Source organism: Pseudomonas sp. Hp2 (assembly GCF_006386585.1).
Lineage (GTDB): Bacteria > Pseudomonadota > Gammaproteobacteria > Xanthomonadales > Xanthomonadaceae > Pseudomonas_S > Pseudomonas_S boreopolis.
In genome coordinates, this window is sequence record NZ_VAHJ01000002.1 from 178857 (window position 1) to 196832 (window position 17976).

General features: G+C 70.1%; 16 protein-coding genes. 10 read left to right on the top strand and 6 right to left on the bottom strand.

Features of this window, described 5'->3' with window-relative positions:
* Nucleotides 1-19: 19 nt before the first annotated feature.
* Nucleotides 20-451, top strand: a complete 432-nt coding sequence (locus tag FD678_RS05770; RefSeq protein ID WP_140720291.1) for a type II toxin-antitoxin system RatA family toxin — start codon at nt 20-22, stop codon at nt 449-451.
* Between the two features lie 2 nt (nt 452-453).
* Entirely contained in the window at nt 454-708 is a 255-nt protein-coding gene (locus FD678_RS05775) for an RnfH family protein (RefSeq protein WP_140720294.1), read from the top strand.
* Between the two features lie 13 nt (nt 709-721).
* On the opposite strand, the gene FD678_RS05780 is transcribed toward FD678_RS05775, so the two are convergent.
* Nucleotides 722-1111, bottom strand: coding sequence for an outer membrane protein assembly factor BamE (locus FD678_RS05780; protein ID WP_140720296.1), 390 nt, complete (start codon nt 1109-1111; stop codon nt 722-724).
* Nucleotides 1112-1223: 112 nt separating this feature from the next.
* Here FD678_RS05780 and fur point away from each other — a divergent pair, with 112 nt between their 5' ends.
* On the top strand, nt 1224-1634 hold the full coding sequence (fur, locus tag FD678_RS05785; RefSeq protein ID WP_140720299.1) for a ferric iron uptake transcriptional regulator: 411 nt from the start codon (nt 1224-1226) through the stop codon (nt 1632-1634).
* Between the two features lie 215 nt (nt 1635-1849).
* Here the strand turns inward: fur and recN are convergent, their stop codons facing one another.
* Entirely contained in the window at nt 1850-3514 is a 1665-nt protein-coding gene (gene recN / locus FD678_RS05790; protein WP_140720302.1) for a DNA repair protein RecN, read from the bottom strand.
* A gap of 102 nt (nt 3515-3616) precedes the next feature.
* Between recN and hrcA the strand changes: the two genes are divergently transcribed.
* The 6 genes from hrcA to FD678_RS05820 all read left to right on the top strand — a co-directional run bounded on the left by hrcA (nt 3617) and on the right by FD678_RS05820 (nt 10935).
* Nucleotides 3617-4666 carry a heat-inducible transcriptional repressor HrcA gene (gene hrcA, locus FD678_RS05795; RefSeq protein ID WP_140720304.1) on the top strand — a complete coding sequence of 350 codons (1050 nt, stop codon included), beginning with the start codon at nt 3617-3619 and terminating at the stop codon, nt 4664-4666.
* Between the two features lie 96 nt (nt 4667-4762).
* Nucleotides 4763-5284 (top strand): nucleotide exchange factor GrpE, encoded by a 522-nt coding sequence (gene grpE, locus FD678_RS05800; protein WP_140720306.1) that lies wholly within the window; start codon nt 4763-4765, stop codon nt 5282-5284.
* A 132-nt stretch (nt 5285-5416) separates the two neighbouring features.
* Nucleotides 5417-7339 carry a molecular chaperone DnaK gene (gene dnaK / locus FD678_RS05805; protein WP_140720308.1) on the top strand — a complete coding sequence of 641 codons (1923 nt, stop codon included), beginning with the start codon at nt 5417-5419 and terminating at the stop codon, nt 7337-7339.
* Nucleotides 7340-7468: 129 nt separating this feature from the next.
* Nucleotides 7469-8590 carry a molecular chaperone DnaJ gene (gene dnaJ / locus FD678_RS05810; RefSeq protein ID WP_140720310.1) on the top strand — a complete coding sequence of 374 codons (1122 nt, stop codon included), beginning with the start codon at nt 7469-7471 and terminating at the stop codon, nt 8588-8590.
* Nucleotides 8591-8917: 327 nt separating this feature from the next.
* Entirely contained in the window at nt 8918-9826 is a 909-nt protein-coding gene (pdxY, locus tag FD678_RS05815; protein ID WP_140720312.1) for a pyridoxal kinase, read from the top strand.
* Complete coding sequence (locus tag FD678_RS05820) at nt 9823-10935, top strand: prephenate dehydrogenase (RefSeq protein ID WP_140720314.1); 1113 nt, start codon at nt 9823-9825, stop codon at nt 10933-10935. Before pdxY ends, FD678_RS05820 begins: the two co-directional genes overlap by 4 nt.
* A 181-nt stretch (nt 10936-11116) precedes the next feature.
* On the opposite strand, the gene FD678_RS05825 is transcribed toward FD678_RS05820, so the two are convergent.
* The 3 genes from FD678_RS05825 to FD678_RS05835 all read right to left on the bottom strand — a co-directional run bounded on the left by FD678_RS05825 (nt 11117) and on the right by FD678_RS05835 (nt 13830).
* Nucleotides 11117-11308 (bottom strand): hypothetical protein, encoded by a 192-nt coding sequence (locus FD678_RS05825; protein ID WP_140720316.1) that lies wholly within the window; start codon nt 11306-11308, stop codon nt 11117-11119.
* A 166-nt stretch (nt 11309-11474) separates the two neighbouring features.
* Nucleotides 11475-13241: an ABC transporter transmembrane domain-containing protein gene (locus FD678_RS05830; protein WP_140720318.1), complete on the bottom strand. Its 1767-nt coding sequence runs from the start codon at nt 13239-13241 to the stop codon at nt 11475-11477.
* Complete coding sequence (locus FD678_RS05835; protein ID WP_140720320.1) at nt 13234-13830, bottom strand: IMPACT family protein; 597 nt, start codon at nt 13828-13830, stop codon at nt 13234-13236. Before FD678_RS05835 ends, FD678_RS05830 begins: the two co-directional genes overlap by 8 nt.
* Before the next feature lie 185 nt (nt 13831-14015).
* Between FD678_RS05835 and FD678_RS05840 the strand changes: the two genes are divergently transcribed.
* The gene (locus tag FD678_RS05840) at nt 14016-16904 is read left to right on the top strand and encodes a bifunctional diguanylate cyclase/phosphodiesterase (protein WP_140720322.1); all 2889 of its coding nucleotides are present in this window, start codon (nt 14016-14018) and stop codon (nt 16902-16904) included.
* Nucleotides 16905-17317: 413 nt separating this feature from the next.
* Here the strand turns inward: FD678_RS05840 and FD678_RS05845 are convergent, their stop codons facing one another.
* Nucleotides 17318-17911, bottom strand: a complete 594-nt coding sequence (locus FD678_RS05845) for a TIGR00730 family Rossman fold protein (protein WP_140720324.1) — start codon at nt 17909-17911, stop codon at nt 17318-17320.
* Nucleotides 17912-17976: the final 65 nt, after the last annotated feature.

Below are 17976 nucleotides of genomic sequence, written 5' to 3' on the forward strand. Positions count from 1 at the left end.
ACGATCCGTGCCCTGATCCATGCCTACTGTCCGCCGTAGCGCCCTGGTCGAACACAGCGCCGTGCGCATGTTCGACCTGGTCAACGATGTCGCCGCCTATCCCCGCCGCTTCGTCTGGTGCGATGCCGCCCAGCTGCTGGAGCAGGGCGATGGGCGCATGGTGGCGCGATTGGACCTGGGGTTGGGCTCGTTCCGCACCTGGTTCACCACCGAGAACACGCTGGACCGGCCGCATCGCATCGATATGAAGCTCCGCGACGGCCCGTTCAAGCGCCTGGAAGGCCGCTGGGACTTCCACGCGCTGGACGAGAACGCGTGCAAGGTCAGCTTGGTGCTCGACTTCGAGCCGACCTCGCGCCTGCTGGGGCCGGCGCTGGCCCTGGGCCTGCAGGGGCTGGCCGACCGCATGGTCAACGACTTCGTGCGCGTGGCCGACCGCGAAGAGGGCTAGCCATGCGCGTGGACGTGGTCATCGCGTGGCCGGACCGCTACCTGGAGCGCTCCGTCGAGCTGCCGGAGGGCGCCGTCGTGGCCGATGCGGTCGAAGCCGCGGCGCTCGACCCTGGCGGGGAGAGCCGGGCCTGCGCCATCCACGGGGTCCTGGCCCGGACGGACCAGCCGCTGCGCGACGGCGACCGGCTGGAACTGCTCAGGCCGCTGCTGGTGGACCCCAAGGAAGCCCGGCGCAGGCGCGCCCGGGCCCCCTGACCCGGGCGAAGGGTCAGCGCCCCTTCTTCTTGTCCTTGGCCAGGTTCGGGCCGAACTGCTTGCGCGCCGACTTGGCCAGCTGCTCGTCCTGGTTGGGGAAGTAGTCGCCTTCCCAGCGGACCACCCGGTCGTTCTCGAAGAACACCGTGAAGTTCTTGATCTCCGTGCGCGCCAGCCGGTCGGTGCGCTGGGTGGACGTGTAGTCCCAGCGCTGGGCGTGGAACGGGTCCGGGATCGACGGCGTTCCCAGCAGCGCCATCACGGCCTGCTTGCTCTGGCCGACCTGCAGCTGATCCACGGCTTCCTTCTTGATCAGGTTGCCCTGATAGATGGGCTGCTTGTAGATGATGCCGCAGCCGGCGGTGGACAGGGCAACGGCGGCGACCAGCAGGAGATTGCGCATCGGGGACGGTACGGAGTGAAAATCACCGCGATGATACACTCCCCACGGTCGCCGCGACCCATCCCCGGCAGCTGGCGCTAAATCGCCAATGAATAGGAACACCGGAGACTCCATGGAATCCCACGACCTGCGCAAAGTCGGCCTGAAGGTCACCCACCCGCGCGTGCGCATCCTCGAGCTGCTGGAGCAGAAGAGCGCCCAGCACCACCTGAGCGCCGAGGACATCTACCGGCAGCTGCTGGAGCACGGCGACGAGATCGGCCTGGCCACGGTGTACCGGGTCCTGACCCAGTTCGAGGCCGCGGGGCTGGTGCTCAAGCACAACTTCGAAGGCGGGCAGGCCGTCTACGAGCTGGACCGGGGCGGCCACCACGACCACATGGTGGACGTGGACACCGGCAAGATCATCGAGTTCGAGAGCAACGAGATCGAGGCGCTGCAGCACAAGATCGCCGCCGAGCACGGCTACGAGCTGGAGGACCATTCCCTCGTGCTGTACGTGCGCAAGAAGCGCGCGCGCTGAGGGGCGGGTCTTACCGGGATACGCGAAGGCGGCCGGTCGGCCGCCTTCCGCATTCGAAGGGCCGGCTTCCGTGGGAGCGGCTTCAGCCGCGATGGGTTTTCCCGTTTGAACCCCTGCACAGGGATGTGCAGGCTGCCGCAGAGGGACCTGCATGCAAGCCCCATCGCGGCTGAAGCCGCTCCCACGGAAGCCGCTCCTGGGGAAGCAGTGGGGGGTCAGACCTCTTGCAGCAGCTTGCGCGCGGCCGCGCGCGCTTCCTTGCTCACTTCCACGCCGCCGAGCATGCGCGCCAGCTCTTCCTGGCGGGCGCCGGCGTCGAGCAGCTCGACCGAGCTCTGGGTCATGCCGTCCACCGGGGCCTTGCTGACCCGGTAGTGGGCATGTCCCTTGGCGGCGACCTGGGGCAGGTGGGTGACGCACAGCACCTGGCGCTGCTCGCCGAGGGCGCGCAGCTTCTGGCCGACGATGTCGGCGACCGCGCCGCCGATGCCCGAGTCGACCTCGTCGAACACCATGGTCGGCACCGCGTCGAGGCCGAGCGCGGCGACCTCGATCGCCAGCGACACGCGCGACAGCTCGCCGCCCGAGGCGACCTTGCGCAGCGGCCGGGGCGGCTGGCCGGCGTTGGCCGCCACCAGGAACTCCACGCGCTCGGCGCCGTTCGGGTCCGGTCGCAGCGCGTCCTGCGGCTGCAGTTCGATCAGGAAGCGGCCGCCGCCCATGCCCAGCTCGCCGATCAGCGCGGTGGTGGCCTCGCCCAGCGCGGCGGCGGCGCGGGCGCGGGTGGCCGAAAGCGCGGCGGCGGCCTGGCGCCACTCGCCGCTGGCCTCGGCGATCAGGTCGTCGATCTTCTGCAGCCGGGCATCGGCGCCGCGCAGCGACTCGACCTCGGCGGCGAGCCGGTCGCGCTGCTCGGCCAACTGGTCGGGGGCGACGCGGTGCTTGCGCGCCAGGTCATGCAGGCGGGCCATGCGCCGCTCCATCGCCTCGAACTGGGCCGGGTCGGCGTCCAGGTCGTCGCGGATCCGGTCGAGCAGGGACAGCGCTTCGTCGAGCTGGATCGCCGCGCCGTCGAGCAGGGTGTCGACCTCGGCCAGGCGGGGTTCGTGCTCGGCTACCCGGGACAGGGCATGGCGGCATGCCTGCAGCAGGCCAAGGGCGGACTCGCCCTCGTCGCCGTTGAGGCGGTCGGCGGCCTGGCCGCAGGCGTCGATCAGCGCCGCGGCATGGGCCTGGCGGCGGTGGTTCGCGTCGAGCGCCGCGATCGAGGCCGGCTCCAGGTCCTCGCGTTCCAGTTCGGCGAGCTGGTGCCCCAGGTAGCCGATCCGGTCGGACACGTCGCCCTGGGCCGAGAGTGCCTCGCGCTCGTCCAGCAGGGCCTGCCAGCGCTGGCTGGCCCGGCGCACCTGCTCGCGTTCGCCGGCATTGCGGGCGTAGGCGTCCAGCAGGTCCAGCTGGCTGGTGCGGGAAAGCAGGGCCTGGTGCTCGTGCTGGCCATGGATCTCGACCAGGTGGCCGGCCAGTTCGGCCAGTTGCGACAGCGGGGCGGGGCGGCCGTTGATCCAGGCGCGCGAACCGCCATCGGCGCGGATGATCCGGCGCAGCTGGCACTGGCCGTCGTCGTCCAGTTCGTTCTCGCGCAGCCAGCGCTGGGCGGGGTGCCCGGGCGGCAACATGAATTCGGCCGACAGTTCGGCCCGCTCGGCCCCGTGGCGGACCACGCCGCTGTCGGCGCGCAGCCCGGACAGGAACCCGAGCGCGTCCACCATCAGCGACTTGCCGGCGCCGGTCTCGCCGGAGACCACGGTCATGCCTGGGCCGAATTCCAGCTCGGTGGCGCGGACGACGGCGAAATCCTTGATCGAGAGATGTCTGAGCATGCAGGCGTCGGGACGGTCTGGGTTCTGGGGAGGGCGGGGCAGGCGCGGCTTGCCAACGCTCCGGGCAGACATTATCTATGCTTCGTCTCACAGACTGATCCCATGCGCGCATCTTCCACGCCCTCGCTCGATCCCCGCGCCCGCCAGTTGCTGCGGACGCTGATCTCGCGCTACATCCGCGACGGCGAGCCGGTCGGGTCCAAGACCCTGGCCCAACACGCCGGGCTGGACGTCAGTTCGGCGACGATCCGCAACATCCTGGCGGACCTGGAGGACATCGGCCTGCTCAGCTCGCCGCACACCTCGGCCGGCCGCGTGCCGACCGCGCACGGCTACCGGGTGTTCGTCGACAGCCTGGTGCAGATGCAGCCGCCGGGCGAGGACGAGGTGCGCCGGCTGCGCGCGGAGCTGCCGGCCGGGGCCGGGACCCAGTCGCTGCTGGGCAGCGCCTCGCAGATGCTGTCGGCGATGAGCCACTTCGTCGGCGTGGTCAGCGCGCCGCGGCGCGAGCAGTTCGCCTTCAAGCACATCGACTTCGTCGGCATCGACGCGCGCAAGGTGCTGGCGATCGTGGTGTTCGCCGACAACGAGGTGCAGAACCGGGTGATCGAGCCGCGGCGGGCCTACGGGCCGGCCGAACTGGAGCGGGTCGCCAACTACCTCAACGCGCATTTCGCCGGGCGTACCCTGGCCGACATCCGCGCCACGCTGCTGCGCGAGCTGCGCGTGGCCAAGGACGAGATGGAGCAGCTGCTGTCGCACAGCGTCGACCTGGCCGGCGAGGTGCTGGCCCCGGCCGCCAGCGACGACATGCTGCTGGCCGGGCAGACCCGGCTGATGGGCGTGCAGGACCTGTCCGACCTGGACCGCCTGCGCGAGCTGTTCGAGGCCTTCGCCAGCAAGCGCGAGATCCTCCAACTGCTGGAGCGCACGATCCAGGCCCCGGGCGTGCAGATCTTCATCGGCGAGGAGACCGGCGTGGTGTCGCTCGAGGATGTCTCGCTGGTCACCGCGCCGTACGCCGCCCATGGCCAGGTGCTGGGCGTGCTCGGGGTGATCGGGCCGAAACGGATGGCCTACGACCGGCTGATCCCGCTGGTCCAGGTCACCGCCGAGATGCTGGGGGCCGCGATGGAGCCGCCACCGCGATAGGCGCGGCCTCTGGTTCCGATCGATCGCTTGAAACCCGTCGATACGCCCACATAGGGAGCCGGTGGGGCGGGTGTTCCTCCCGCCCGGGAATTGTTCATGAACCAAGACCACCCCGAATTCGATTCCGAAGACCCATCCCAGAACCAGGCGCCGGCCGATCCGCTCCAGGCCGAGGTCGAGGCGCTGCGCAGCGAGATCGCCCTGCTCAAGGCCGACGCGCTGCGCGAACGGGCCGACCTGGAGAACCAGCGCAAGCGCATCGCCCGCGACGTGGAGAACGCGCGCAAGTTCGCCAACGAGAAGCTGCTGGGCGAGCTGCTGCCGGTGTTCGACAGCCTGGATGCCGGGCTGGCCGCCGCCGGCAACGAACCGAGCCCGCTGCGCGACGGCCTGGAGCTGACCTACAAGCAGCTGCTGAAGGTCGCCGCCGACAACGGCCTGACCCTGCTGGACCCGGCCGGCCAGCCGTTCAACCCGGAACACCACCAGGCCATCAGCCAGGCCGAGGCGCCCGAGGGGGTGGCCCCCGGCAGCGTGCTGCAGGTGTTCCAGAAGGGCTACCTGCTCAACGAGCGCCTGCTGCGCCCGGCCTTGGTGGTGGTCGCGCGCCACGACTGATCGGCGCGGCACCGTCCATGCAACGCAGTTTCGTGCGGATGGCTTGAATGGGTTCGCGCCATCCCCACATCTGGACCAGAACCGGCGCGGGCCGGACAGACAGTTAAGAACACTCTTCAGGAGCCATCCCACATGGGCAAGATCATCGGTATCGACCTCGGCACCACCAACTCGTGCGTGGCGATCATGGACGGCGGCAAGGCCCGCGTCATCGAGAACTCGGAAGGCGATCGCACCACCCCGTCGATCGTCGCCTACACCAAGGACGGCGAAGTGCTGGTCGGCGCCTCGGCCAAGCGCCAGGCCGTCACCAACCCCAAGAACACCTTCTACGCGGTGAAGCGCCTGATCGGCCGCAAGTTCACCGACGGCGAGGTGCAGAAGGACATCGCGCACGTCCCGTACACCATCCTCGCGCACGACAACGGCGACGCCTGGGTGCAGACCAGCGACGGCAAGAAGCTGGCGCCGCAGGAGATCTCCGCCAAGGTGCTGGAGAAGATGAAGAAGACCGCCGAGGACTTCCTGGGCGAGAAGGTGACCGAGGCGGTGATCACCGTGCCGGCCTACTTCAACGACAGCCAGCGCCAGGCGACCAAGGACGCCGGCCGCATCGCCGGCCTGGACGTCAAGCGCATCATCAACGAGCCGACCGCCGCGGCGCTGGCCTATGGCCTGGACAAGGCCGGCGGCGACCGCAAGATCGCCGTGTACGACCTGGGCGGCGGCACCTTCGACGTGTCGATCATCGAGATCGCCGAGGTCGACGGCGAGAAGCAGTTCGAGGTGCTGGCCACCAACGGCGACACCTTCCTGGGCGGCGAGGACTTCGACAACCGCGTGATCGAGTACCTGGTCGACGAGTTCCAGAAGGACCAGGGCATCGACCTGCGCAAGGACCCGCTGGCGCTGCAGCGCCTGAAGGACGCGGCCGAGCGCGCCAAGATCGAGCTGTCATCCTCGCAGCAGACCGAGGTCAACCTGCCGTACGTCACCGCCGACGCCTCCGGCCCGAAGCACCTGAACATCAAGCTGACCCGCGCCAAGCTGGAAGCGCTGGTCGAGGACCTGATCAAGAAGTCGATCGAGCCGTGCCGCGTGGCGCTGAACGACGCCGGCCTGCGCGCCAGCGACATCAGCGAGGTGATCCTGGTCGGCGGCCAGACCCGCATGCCGAAGGTGCAGCAGGCCGTGGCCGAGTTCTTCGGCAAGGAGCCGCGCAAGGACGTCAACCCGGACGAAGCCGTGGCGCTGGGCGCGGCGGTGCAGGGCGGCGTGCTGGCCGGCGACGTCAAGGACGTGCTGCTGCTCGACGTGACCCCGCTGAGCCTGGGCATCGAGACACTGGGCGGCGTGTTCACCAAGATCATCGAGAAGAACACCACGATCCCGACCAAGGCCTCGCAGGTGTTCTCCACCGCCGAGGACAACCAGTCCGCGGTCACCGTGCACGTGCTGCAGGGCGAGCGCGAGCAGGCCCGCTTCAACAAGTCGCTGGCCAAGTTCGACCTGACCGGCATCGAGCCGGCGCCGCGCGGCCTGCCGCAGATCGAGGTGTCCTTCGACATCGACGCCAACGGCATCCTGCACGTGTCGGCCAAGGACAAGAAGACCAACAAGGAGCAGAAGGTCGAGATCAAGGCCGGCTCGGGCCTGTCCGAGGACGAGATCGCGCGGATGGTGGCCGACGCCGAGGCGCACCGCGACGAGGACAAGAAGTTCCAGGAGCTGGTGCAGGCCCGCAACCAGGCCGACGGGCTGATCCATGCGACCCGCAGCGCGATCAACGAGCACGGCAGCAAGGTGCCGGGCGACGTGATCGGCAAGGTCGAGGGCGCGCTGGCGGAGCTGGAGACCGCGATGAAGGGCGACGACAAGGCCCAGATCGAGGCCAAGACCAAGGCGCTGGAAGAGGCCGGCCAGTCGCTGTACGCGGCGGCCGCGGCGGCCGAGCAGGGTGCCGCCGGCGGCGGCGATGCCGGCCCGCAGGCCAAGGCGAACGACGACGTGGTGGACGCCGAGTTCACCGAGGTCAAGGACGACAAGAAGCCGTGATTCGTGATTCGGGATTCGTGATTCGAAGGAGCGGGGCCATGCCTCGCTCCTCCGGGCGCCGGAATCCCGGCTGATGGCGATACCGATGCTTTTTCGAATCACCAATCACCCATCACGAATCACGTCCACATGAGCAAGCGCGACTACTACGAGGTGCTGGGCGTCGCCCGCAACGCCAGCGACGAGGAGCTGAAGAAGGCCTATCGCCGCTGCGCGATGAAGTACCACCCCGACCGCAATCCGGGCGATGCGGCGGCCGAGGCGGCCTTCAAGGAATGCAAGGAGGCCTACGAGGTCCTCGCCGACGCCGGCAAGCGCCGGATGTACGACGCGCACGGCCATGCCGCTTTCGAACACGGCATGGGCGGCGGCGGTCCGGGCGGCCCGGACATGGGCGACATCTTCGGCGACATCTTCGGCAACATCTTCGGTGGAGCCGCCGGCGCGCGCCAGGCGCGCCGCGGCGCCGACATCGGCTACGTGATGGAGCTGGAGCTGGAGGAAGCGGTGGCCGGCGTCGAGCGCCGCATCGAGATCCCGACCCTGGCCGAATGCCGGCAATGCGACGGCAGCGGCTCGGAGGACGGCAAGGTCGAGACCTGCACCACCTGCGGCGGCCGCGGCAACGTGCGCGTGCAGCGCGGCATCTTCGCGATGCAGCAGACCTGCCCGCATTGCGCCGGGCGGGGCAGCATCATCCGCAATCCCTGCAAGACCTGCCACGGCGCCGGCCGCGTCGAGGAAGAGAAGGTCCTGTCGGTCAAGATCCCGGCCGGCGTGGACACGGGGGACCGCATCCGCCTGGCCGGCGAGGGCGAGGCTGGGCCGCCCGGCGCGCCGCCCGGCGACCTGTACGTCGAAGTGCGCGTGCGCGAGCACGCGATCTTCCAGCGCGACGGCGACGACCTGCACTGCGAAGTGCCGATCCGCATCGCCCAGGCGGCGCTCGGCGATAGCGTGCGCGTGGCGACGCTGGACGGCGAAGCCGAGATCCGCATCCCGGCCGAGACCCAGACCGGCAAGCTGTTCCGCCTGCGCGGCAAGGGCGTCAAGTCGGTGCGCAGCCGCGTGCCGGGCGACCTGTACTGCCGCGTCGTGGTGGAGACGCCGGTCAACCTCACCGCGGAGCAGCGCAGGCTGCTGGAGCAGTTCGAGGCCACGTTCGTCGGCGAGGAGGCGCGCAAGCATTCGCCGAAATCGGCGACCTTCATGGACGGGGTGAAGAGTTTCTGGGACCGGATGACGTCGTAGTGCATCCCGCTGCGCGGGCTGCACCCCCATGCTTTTGCTTCGCAAAACCGCGGGCCCCGCTTCTGCCTTGCCCGTCCCCGGCCTGTCGGCGCGCCCCCCTTAACGGAAGGGGGGCTTTGCTCCAGACGCCCATCGAGTCGACGACATTCTGGTGGGAGGGACTTCAGTCCCGACGGGCTTTCCCGAAGTGCCGGCTGTTTTCGCTCTTCGTAGGAGCGGCTTCAGTCGCGAAGAAGCTTTCGGTAAAGCCCCGCCGCGACTGAAGTCGCTCCTGCGAAATGCAAAGGCGAACGTGCCGTGCCGCCTGCGCGCGCCTACAATGCGGCGATGAGCCGATCGCAACCCGGACACCTCGTCCACGGCCGTCGCCAGCGCCCCGATGGGCCCGCGCCGGTCGACGTCATCTCCGTCCAGTCGCAACTGGTCTACGGCCACGCCGGCAACAGCGCGGCGATCCCCCCGCTGCGCGCGCTGGGCGTGCGCGTGGCGGAGATCCCGACCACGCTGCTCAGCAATGCGCCGTTCTATTCGACCCTGCGCGGGCGCATCCTGCCGGTGGACTGGTTCTCCGACCTGTTGCTGGGCGCGAGCGAGCGCGGCCTGCCGCAGCGCGCCAAGTTGCTGGTCTCCGGCTATCTCGGCAGCCTCGCCAACGGCGAGGCGTTCGCCGACTGGCTCGATGGCCTGCAGGACCTGGCGCCGCAGCTGCGCTACTGCCTGGACCCGGTGATTGGCGATACCCACACCGGGCCCTACGTGGAGCCCGCGCTGGAAAAGGTGTTCGTCGAGCGGCTGCTGCCCAAGGCCTGGCTGGTGACGCCCAATGCGTACGAGCTGGGCCGCCTGAGCGGCCGCGACAGCCTGGCGCAGGACGATGCGATCGCCGCGTCGCGCGAGTTGCTCGAGCGCGGCCCGGAGTGGGTGCTCGCGCACAGCGTGGCCGGCGCCGAAGGCCAGCTGGTGACGCTGGCGGTGAGCCGCGACGCGGTCTGGCGCTGGGCGACCCCGTACCTGCCGGTGGACGTGGCCGGTACCGGCGACGTGCTGATGTCGCTGTTGATCGGTTTCCTGCTGCAGGGCGAGTCGTTCGAATCGGCGGCCGGGCGCGCGCTGTCGGGCGTGCACGCGGCGCTGGAGGCGACCCTGGCCGATGGCTACGAGGAGTTCGACGTGCTCGCCGCCGCGCCGGCGGCACTGTCCACGCCGGGGCGCTTCGCCGTCGAGCGCCTGGCATGACGGCGCGTCCCGTCGTCGGCATCGTCGGCAGCGCCGGTGCCTATGGCCGGTGGTTGCAGCGATTCCTGCGCGAACGCATGCAGCTGGAGGTGGTCGGGCACGATCCGGCCGATCCGGCCTCGCTCGACGAGCAGGCGCTGGTGGACCGCGCCGACGTGCTGGTGTTCTCGGCGCCGATCCGCCAGACCGAAGCGCTGATCCGCCGCTACGCGGTGCTGGCCGCCGGCCGCGAGCGCGGCCGGCTGTGGCTGGACATCACCTCGATCAAGCAGGGGCCGGTGGCGGCGATGCTGGAATCGCAGGCCGAGGTGGTCGGCCTGCATCCGATGACCGCGCCGCCGAAGTCGCCCACGCTCAAGGGCCGGGTGATGGTGGTCTGCGAGGCGCGGCTCGATGCCTGGCGCGCATGGCTGCAGACGCTGTGCGACGCGCTCGAGGCCGAATGCGTGCCCGCCACGCCCGAACACCACGATCGGGTGATGGCGCTGGTGCAGGCGATGGTGCATGCGACCCACCTGGCCCAGGCCGGGGTGCTGCGCGACTACGCGCCGCTGCTCGGCCAGCTGCCGGCCCTGATGCCGTTCCGTTCCGCCTCGTTCGAGCTGGACACGGCGATCATCGCGCGCATCCTCTCGCTCAATCCGGCGATCTACGAGGACATCCAGTTCGGCAACCAGCACGTCGGCGAGATGCTCGACCGGTTGCTTTCGCACCTGCAGGAACTGCGCGCGCTGGTCGCCCGCGGCGACGATGCGGCGCGCGCCCGTTTCCGCGAGATCTTCCTGCACGACAACAAGGCCGCGATCGGCGCGCAGGCGCTGGAAGGCGGCAACTACAGCTACGAGCGCGTGGGGTACCTGCTGGCCGACCTGACCGAGGCGCGCGCGTTGAGCGTCTACCTGCCCGAGGACCAGCCCGGCTCGCTGCGCGTGCTGCTGCACGTATTCGAGCGGCACGCGATCAATCTCTCCTCGATCCATTCCTCGCGCACGCCGGCGGGCGAGCTGCATTTCCGCATCGGCTTCGACCATGGCAGCGACGCCGCGGCCCTGGCGCGCGCCGCGCGCGAGATCGACGAGAGCGGCATCGGGCGGGTGCTGTCGCGTTGAAGTGGTCGCACTGCCATCTCTCTTTGCCCGCTCCCACAGAGGAGCCGCGGGCAAACGCCGTTGTCGCGCATTTCATCCACACCGGCTGTGGATGAAATGCGGACAAGCATGTGGATAACGCGCCGCGCGCCTTGCGGCGCGGGCGTGTCAAGACGGATGGCGAAAAATGGCCGGCGTCCGCTCAGGCCGCGGACAGCCGGAGTTCGCCGCCGGTGGTGGTGTACTGCTGGCCCTGGCGTACCAGGTGCCGGCCATCGGCCAGCTCGTAGCGCGGCGAAGGCTGTTCGCCGGCGTTGTTCGATTCGTCGCGGAACTCGATGATCACGTAGGTCTCGCCATCCGGAGCGACAGCGGGGAACTGGCGGAAAGACATTGCGCACCTCCTGGATCGATTGCCGCCGGCGATGCCGGCAACGCGAGCATGCGAAGGCCGGCGTTAAGGGCGCGTCACCCGGCCCGGACAGGCCGCGTTCGGTTTCTGCGGGCCCTGTCGAGCCCGCTGCCGGCGCTTGGCCCGTGGCGCGGATGCCCCGGCGGGCTCAATCGATGAACTGCAGGCGCGCGAGTTCGGCGTACAGGCCGCCTTGCGCCAGCAGCTCGGCATGCGTGCCCTGGGCGATGATGCGGCCATGGTCCATCACCACGATGCGGTCGGCCTTGAGCACGGTGGCCAGCCGGTGGGCGATCACCAGCGTGGTGCGGCCCGCCATCAGCCGTTCCAGCGCCTGCTGCACGGCGCGTTCGCTTTGCGCGTCCAGGGCGCTGGTCGCCTCGTCGAGCAACAGGATCGGCGCGTCCTTCAACAGCGCCCGCGCGATCGCGATGCGCTGCTGCTGGCCGCCGGACAGGCGCGCGCCGCGTTCGCCCAGTTCGCTGGCATAGCCTTCGGGCAGGGCGCGGATGAACTCGTCGGCCTCGGCGGCCTCCGCCGCGGCCTGCAGCTCGGCATCGCTGGCGTCGAGGCGGCCATAGCGGATGTTGTCGGCCGCGCTGGCGGCGAACAGCGCCGGCTGCTGCGGCACCAGGGCGATGCGCTCGCGCAGCGCGGCCGGGTCGAATTCCCGGAGGTCGTGGCCTTCCACCAGGACCTTGCCGCTGTCCGGATCGTGGAAGCGCAGCAGCAGCGACAGCACCGTGCTCTTGCCGGCCCCCGACGGGCCGACCAGCGCCACGGTCTCGCCCGGCCGCACGTGCAGATCGAAGCCGTCCAGCGCCGCGTGATCGGGCCGTTGCGGGTAGTGGAACACCACGTTGTCGAAGCGGATCTCGCCGCGCAGGGGCTCGGGCAGGCCGCGCGGCGATGCCGGGGCGACGACGCCGGGGCGTTCCTGCAGCAGCTCGGCGATGCGGCCCATGCCGCCGGCGGCGCGCTGCAGCTCGTTCCACACTTCCGCCAGCGCGCCGACCGAGCCGCCGCCGATCAACGCATACAGCACGAACTGGCCGAGCGTGCCGGGCGTCATGCGGCCGTCGATCACGTCGTGCGCGCCCGACCACAGCACCAGCACGATCGCGCCGAACACCAGCACGATCGCGATGGCCGTGACCAGGGCCTGGGTGCGGATGCGCCGCCGCGCGGTCTGCACCGAGGCGTCCAGCGCGGCGCCGAAGCGCTTGCGTTCGTAGGATTCGCGCGCATGCGCCTGCACGGTGCGGACCGCGCCGAGCGTTTCCGCGGCCAGGGTGTTGGCGTCGGCCACGCGGTCCTGGCTGGCGCGCGAGATCTTCTGCAGGCGGCGCGCGCCGAGCACGATCGGCAGCACCGCCAGCGGGATGCCGACCAGCGAGTACGCCGCCAGCCGCGGGCTGGTGACGAACAGCATGGCCAGGCTGCCGACCACCGTGACCGTGCTGCGCAGCGCCACCGACATGGTCGAGCCGATCACGCTGCGCAACAGTTCGCTGTCGGCCGACAGGCGCGAGACCAGCTCGCCGCTGCGGTTGCGGTCGTGGAAACCGGCATCCAGGCCGATCAGGTGCGCGTACAGCCGGTTGCGCAGGTCGGCGACGACTTTCTCGCCGAGCAGCGACACGAAGTAGAAGCGCGCGGCGGTGGCGAACGCCAGCACCACCGCCACCCCGAACAGCAGCACGAAGGTGCGATTGATCTGGCCGCCGCCGGAGAAGCCATGGTCGATGACCTGCTTGACCGCGGTCGGCAGGCTCAAGGTGGCGGCCGAGGACAGGGCCAGCGCCACCAGCCACAGCACGAACAGGCGCAGGTGGCGGCGCACGAACGGCCACAGCGTGCGCAGGCTGCCCAGTTGCTTCAGCGACTTCGTCGACCTGCCGGGGGAGTCATTCATCTGTCCGTTCTTCGGAAATGCCGATGCGATTGCGGGTGGCGTCGCGCAGGCGGGTTTTCAAGGCGTCCTCCTGGTCCGCCGGCAACTGGACGCGCAATCGCAGGCCGTCGGCGTCGAAGGTTTCGTCCAGCTTGGCCGCCGCATGCGCGGGCAGCAGGGCATGCACCAGGCCGATGTCGTCGAAGCGGCAATGCAGCCGCAACCGGCGCATCGGCACCAGCGGCGAGCGCGGCGCCAGCCGCAGGCATTCGGCGGCGGTGCCGCCATAGGCGCGCACCAGCCCGCCCGCGCCGAGCTTGACCCCGCCGAACCAGCGGGCGACCACCACCGCGACGCGGTCGAAGCCTTGCCCGTCGATCGCGGCAAGGATCGGCCGGCCGGCGGTTCCCGCCGGCTCGCCGTCGTCGCTGGAACGGTAGTCGCCGCCGCAGCGATAGGCCCAGCAGTTGTGGGTGGCCTCGGCGTCCGAGGCTTCCCGGATAAAGATCAGCGCCGCCTGGCCGCTGTCGATGGGAGCGGCGCGGGCGAGGAAGCGGCTGTGCTTGACGTCCTGGGCATGCTGGACGGGGTGGACGAGGGTGTCGGGCATCGCTTCGATTCTAGAGCGCGCGCTGCGCTTTGAGAGGGGCGCCGCGTGGCTGGCGGCCCGGCGCGTCCCGTCCGGGAGGGCGGCACGCGCCGGTGGATGCCGCCTGGTTGCATGGCTGCCAGGGCCCAGGCGAGACGTTATGCTCGCGGCCGGGGAGAGCACCGGAACACGAATGAAAGGAAGGGATGGGCAGCCATATCGCTACAGGCAACAGCACGTCCTGGCTCCGGCCGTCCGAGGCCTGCCAACGGGTGGCCAGGGCGCTGGCGGGCCTGTTGCCGGGCCATGGCATGGTCGCGGTGGCCTGGCACGAGGTCGCTTCCGGGCGTAGCGAGGCTGGCTTCCATCCGGCGTCCGCTTCGCTGCGCAGCGCGCTCGCCGAGGTGCTGGCGGGACATGCCGGGGCCGACGCGCGCACGGCGCATGCCTGGCGCTCGGACGCGGGCGACGTGCTCTTCGCCGTGGCCTGGGAGTGCGGCGCGCTGCCCGACGGGCGGCCGCCGCCGGGCTGGCTGGAGGCGATCCGGGCCGCCACCGAGGCGGCGCACGAGCGATCGCACCTGGAGTCGCAGGTCAGCGAGCTGGAAAAATCCAAGCGCCTGCAGCAGGCGTTGTACGAGATCGCCGACCTGTCCGGCGCGCAGCTCGAGCTTCCGCAGATGCTGCAACGCATCCACCGGGTCGTGGCCTCGCTGATGTACGCCGAGAACTTCTTCATCGTCGAATACGATCCGTTCGACGAGAGCATGCGGTTCGTCTACTTCGCCGATACCCAGGACAGCTTCGCGCCGGATCCGCACCAGCGTTATACGCACGCGGATTTCCCGAGCAGCCTGACGTTCGCGCTGCTGGAGCAGGGCATCCCGCTGTGGGGGCCGTCGAACCGCCTGGCGCAGGGGCTGGGCATGCCCGCCGACGCCGACCGCGGCCCGGACAGCCACGATTGGCTCGGCGTGCCCATGCTGCGCGACGGCCATGTGTCCGGCGCGATCGTCGTGCAGAGCTACGACGAGCAGATCGCCTACACCGAGCAGGACCGCAGCCTGCTGGTCTTCGTCGCCCAGCACGTGCAGACCGCGCTGGACCGGCACCAGGCGCAGGCCCAGCTCGCGCAGCGGGTCGAGGAACGCACCGCGGAACTGCAGCGCGCCAACCGCAACCTGCAGGAGGAGATCGCCGAGCGCAAGCGCGCCGAGACGCTGCAGATGGCGCTGTTCCGCATCTCCGAGCTGGCGGTGGCCTCGGAAAGCCAGGAGCAGTTCTATGCCGAGGTCCACGGCGTGGTCAGCGGCCTGCTGGACGCGCGCAACTTCTACATCGCCCTGGTCGACGAGAGCGGCCAGCACCTGGAGTTTCCCTATTCGGTGGACGAGCACAACGGCGAGCGCCCGCCGCGCCGTTTCAGCAAGGGCCTGACCGAGTACGTCATCGCCAAGCACAGCGCGCTGCTGGCCGACCGCGAGCAGATCGACGCGCTGGCCGCCGCGGGCGAGGTGTCGGGGTTCGGGCAGCAGGCGGCCAGCTGGCTGGGGGTGCCGTTGTTCATCGATGACGAGGTCGTCGGCGCGGTGGTGGTGCAGAGCTACTCCGACGAGGTGAGCTACTCGCTGGACGACCAGCGGCTGCTCGCGTTCGCGGCGAACAACATCGGCAACGGCCTGGCCCGGCAGCGCAGCCAGGCCCGGTTGCGCCAGGCGCATGCGGAGCTGGAGCTGCGCGTGCAGGAGCGTACCCGCGAACTGGCGCAGCTCAACGAGCAACTGATCGGCCAGATCGCCGAGCGCATCCGCGCCGAGCAGCGCCTGACCCACCAGGCCCTGCACGACGCGTTGACCGGCCTGCCCAATCGCGCCCACCTGCTCGAGCGCCTGGACGACGCGATCAGCCGCGCCGCGGAGGGCGATGCTCCCTTCGCCGTGCTGTTCCTGGACCTGGACCGCTTCAAGCTGGTCAACGACAGCGTGGGGCACGTGGCCGGCGACCAGATGCTGGTGGAGGTCGCCCAGCGCATCGTCGCCACGGTGCGGGCCGAGGACGTGGTGGCCCGGCTAGGCGGCGACGAATTCGCGATCCTGATGGACTGCCCGAAAGGCGTCGAGGCGGCGAGCGAACTGGCGCGCCGGTTGAACCACGTGCTCGGCCAGCCGATGTGGGTGGCCGGGCGCGAGCTGTTCCCGTCGGGCAGCGTGGGCGTCGCGTTCTGGAACAGCCACTACCGCAGCGGAGAGGAACTGCTGCGCGACGCCGACGCGGCGATGTATCGCGCCAAGCTGCAGGCGCACGAGCGCTTCGCCGTGTTCGACGAGGCGATGCGCGAGGAGGCGATGCGCAGCCTGGACCTCGAGGCCGATATCCGACGCGCGCTGAAGAACCACGATTTCCAACCCTATTACCAGCCGATCGTGCGCCTCGACGACGGCCGGGTGGTCGGCTACGAGGCGCTGCTGCGCTGGAACCACGAGAGCCGCGGCCTGCTGCGACCGGACGCCTTCATCCACCTGGGCGAGGACAGCGGCCTGATCGAGTACGTGGACTGGCAGTTGTACGAACAGGTGATCAAGCACCTGGCCGGTACCCGCGCCGGCTACATCTCGGTCAACGTGTCGCCGCTGCATTTCCGTTCCTCGGATTTCGTCGGGCGCCTGCTGGGGCTGGTCGACGCCGCAGGCGCCGACCCCGCCCGGCTGCGCCTGGAGATCACCGAGGTGGCCTTGCTGGAGGATGCGCCGCGCATCCTGGAAACGCTGAACCAGCTGCGCGCGCGCGGCGTGCTGGTGCAGCTGGACGACTTCGGCACCGGCTACTCGGCGCTGTCGTACCTGCACCGCTTCCCGATCTCGGCGCTGAAGATCGATCGCAGCTTCGTCGCGAACCTGCACGCGAACGAGGGGCAGGATTCGCTGGCGCTGGTGCGCAGCATCCTGGCGCTGGCGGCCACGCTGGGGATCGAGACGGTCGGCGAGGGCATCGAGACCGTGCGCCAGCTGCAGACGCTGCGCGAGTTCGGGTGCCACTACGGGCAGGGCTACCTGCTGGGCGTGCCGGCGCCGGAGATGGTGGGCGCGCCGGCGTAGCGGGCCGGATTCCTCGTGGGGGAGGGGCTTCGGCCCCGGCGGGCCTTGCCGGCAGGGCGCCGGGACCGGACGCCCTCCCGCAATCGCCATCGCCCCGGGGATCAGCGCAGCGCCTTGCGGCGTTTCTCGTCGATCCGCGCCGCAGTGGCAGGGAGGCGCCGAACGGGTTGGCGCGTCGCCACGCGCCGGGATCGTATCGCCTGGCTCAACGGAGCGCTTTCTGGCGCTTCTCGTCGATCCGCGCCGCAGTGGCAGGGAGGCGCCGAACGGGTTGGCGCGTCGCCACGCGCCGGGATCGTACCGCCTGGCTCAACGGAGCGCTTTCTGGCGCTTCTCGTCGATCCGCGCCGCAGTGGCAGGGAGGCGCCGAACGGGTTGGCGCGTCGCCACGCGCCGGGATCGTATCGCTTGGCTCAACGGAGCGCTTTCTGGCGCTTCTCGTCGATCCACTTGTCCGCCTGCGCCGGCGTGTACCCCCGCATCCATTCCAGCATCGCGTCGATGTCCGAGCCGTGCCAGAGGTCGGCGCGCTGCGCCGGATGCAGGAAGCGTTCTTCGACCATGCGGTCGATCATGCCGATCAGCGGCGCATAGAAATCCTCCACGTCCAGGAACGCGCAGGGCTTGTTGCCGATGCCGAGCTGGCGCCAGGTCAGCATCTCGAACATCTCGTCCATCGTGCCGAAGCCGCCGGGCAGGGCGACGAACGCGTCGGACAGGTCGAACATGCGCATCTTGCGCTCGTGCATCGAGCCGACGACCTGCAGTTCGGTCAGCCCGCGGTGCGCGACTTCCCAGTCGGCGAGCTGCTGAGGGATCACGCCGGTGACTTCGCCGCCGGCTTCGAGCACCGCGTTGGCGACGAGCCCCATCAAGCCGACGTTGCCGCCGCCATAGACCAGCCGCAGGCCGTCGCGGGCGATGCGCTGGCCCAGCGCGATGGCTCGCTCGGCGTAGATGGGCTTGTTGCCGGCGTTGGAGCCGCAGTAGACGCAGATGCTTTTCATCGGGGATTCGGGGTTGGGGATAGGGGATTCGTAAAAGCGGACGCCGGGCCTGGGCCCGGCGTCGG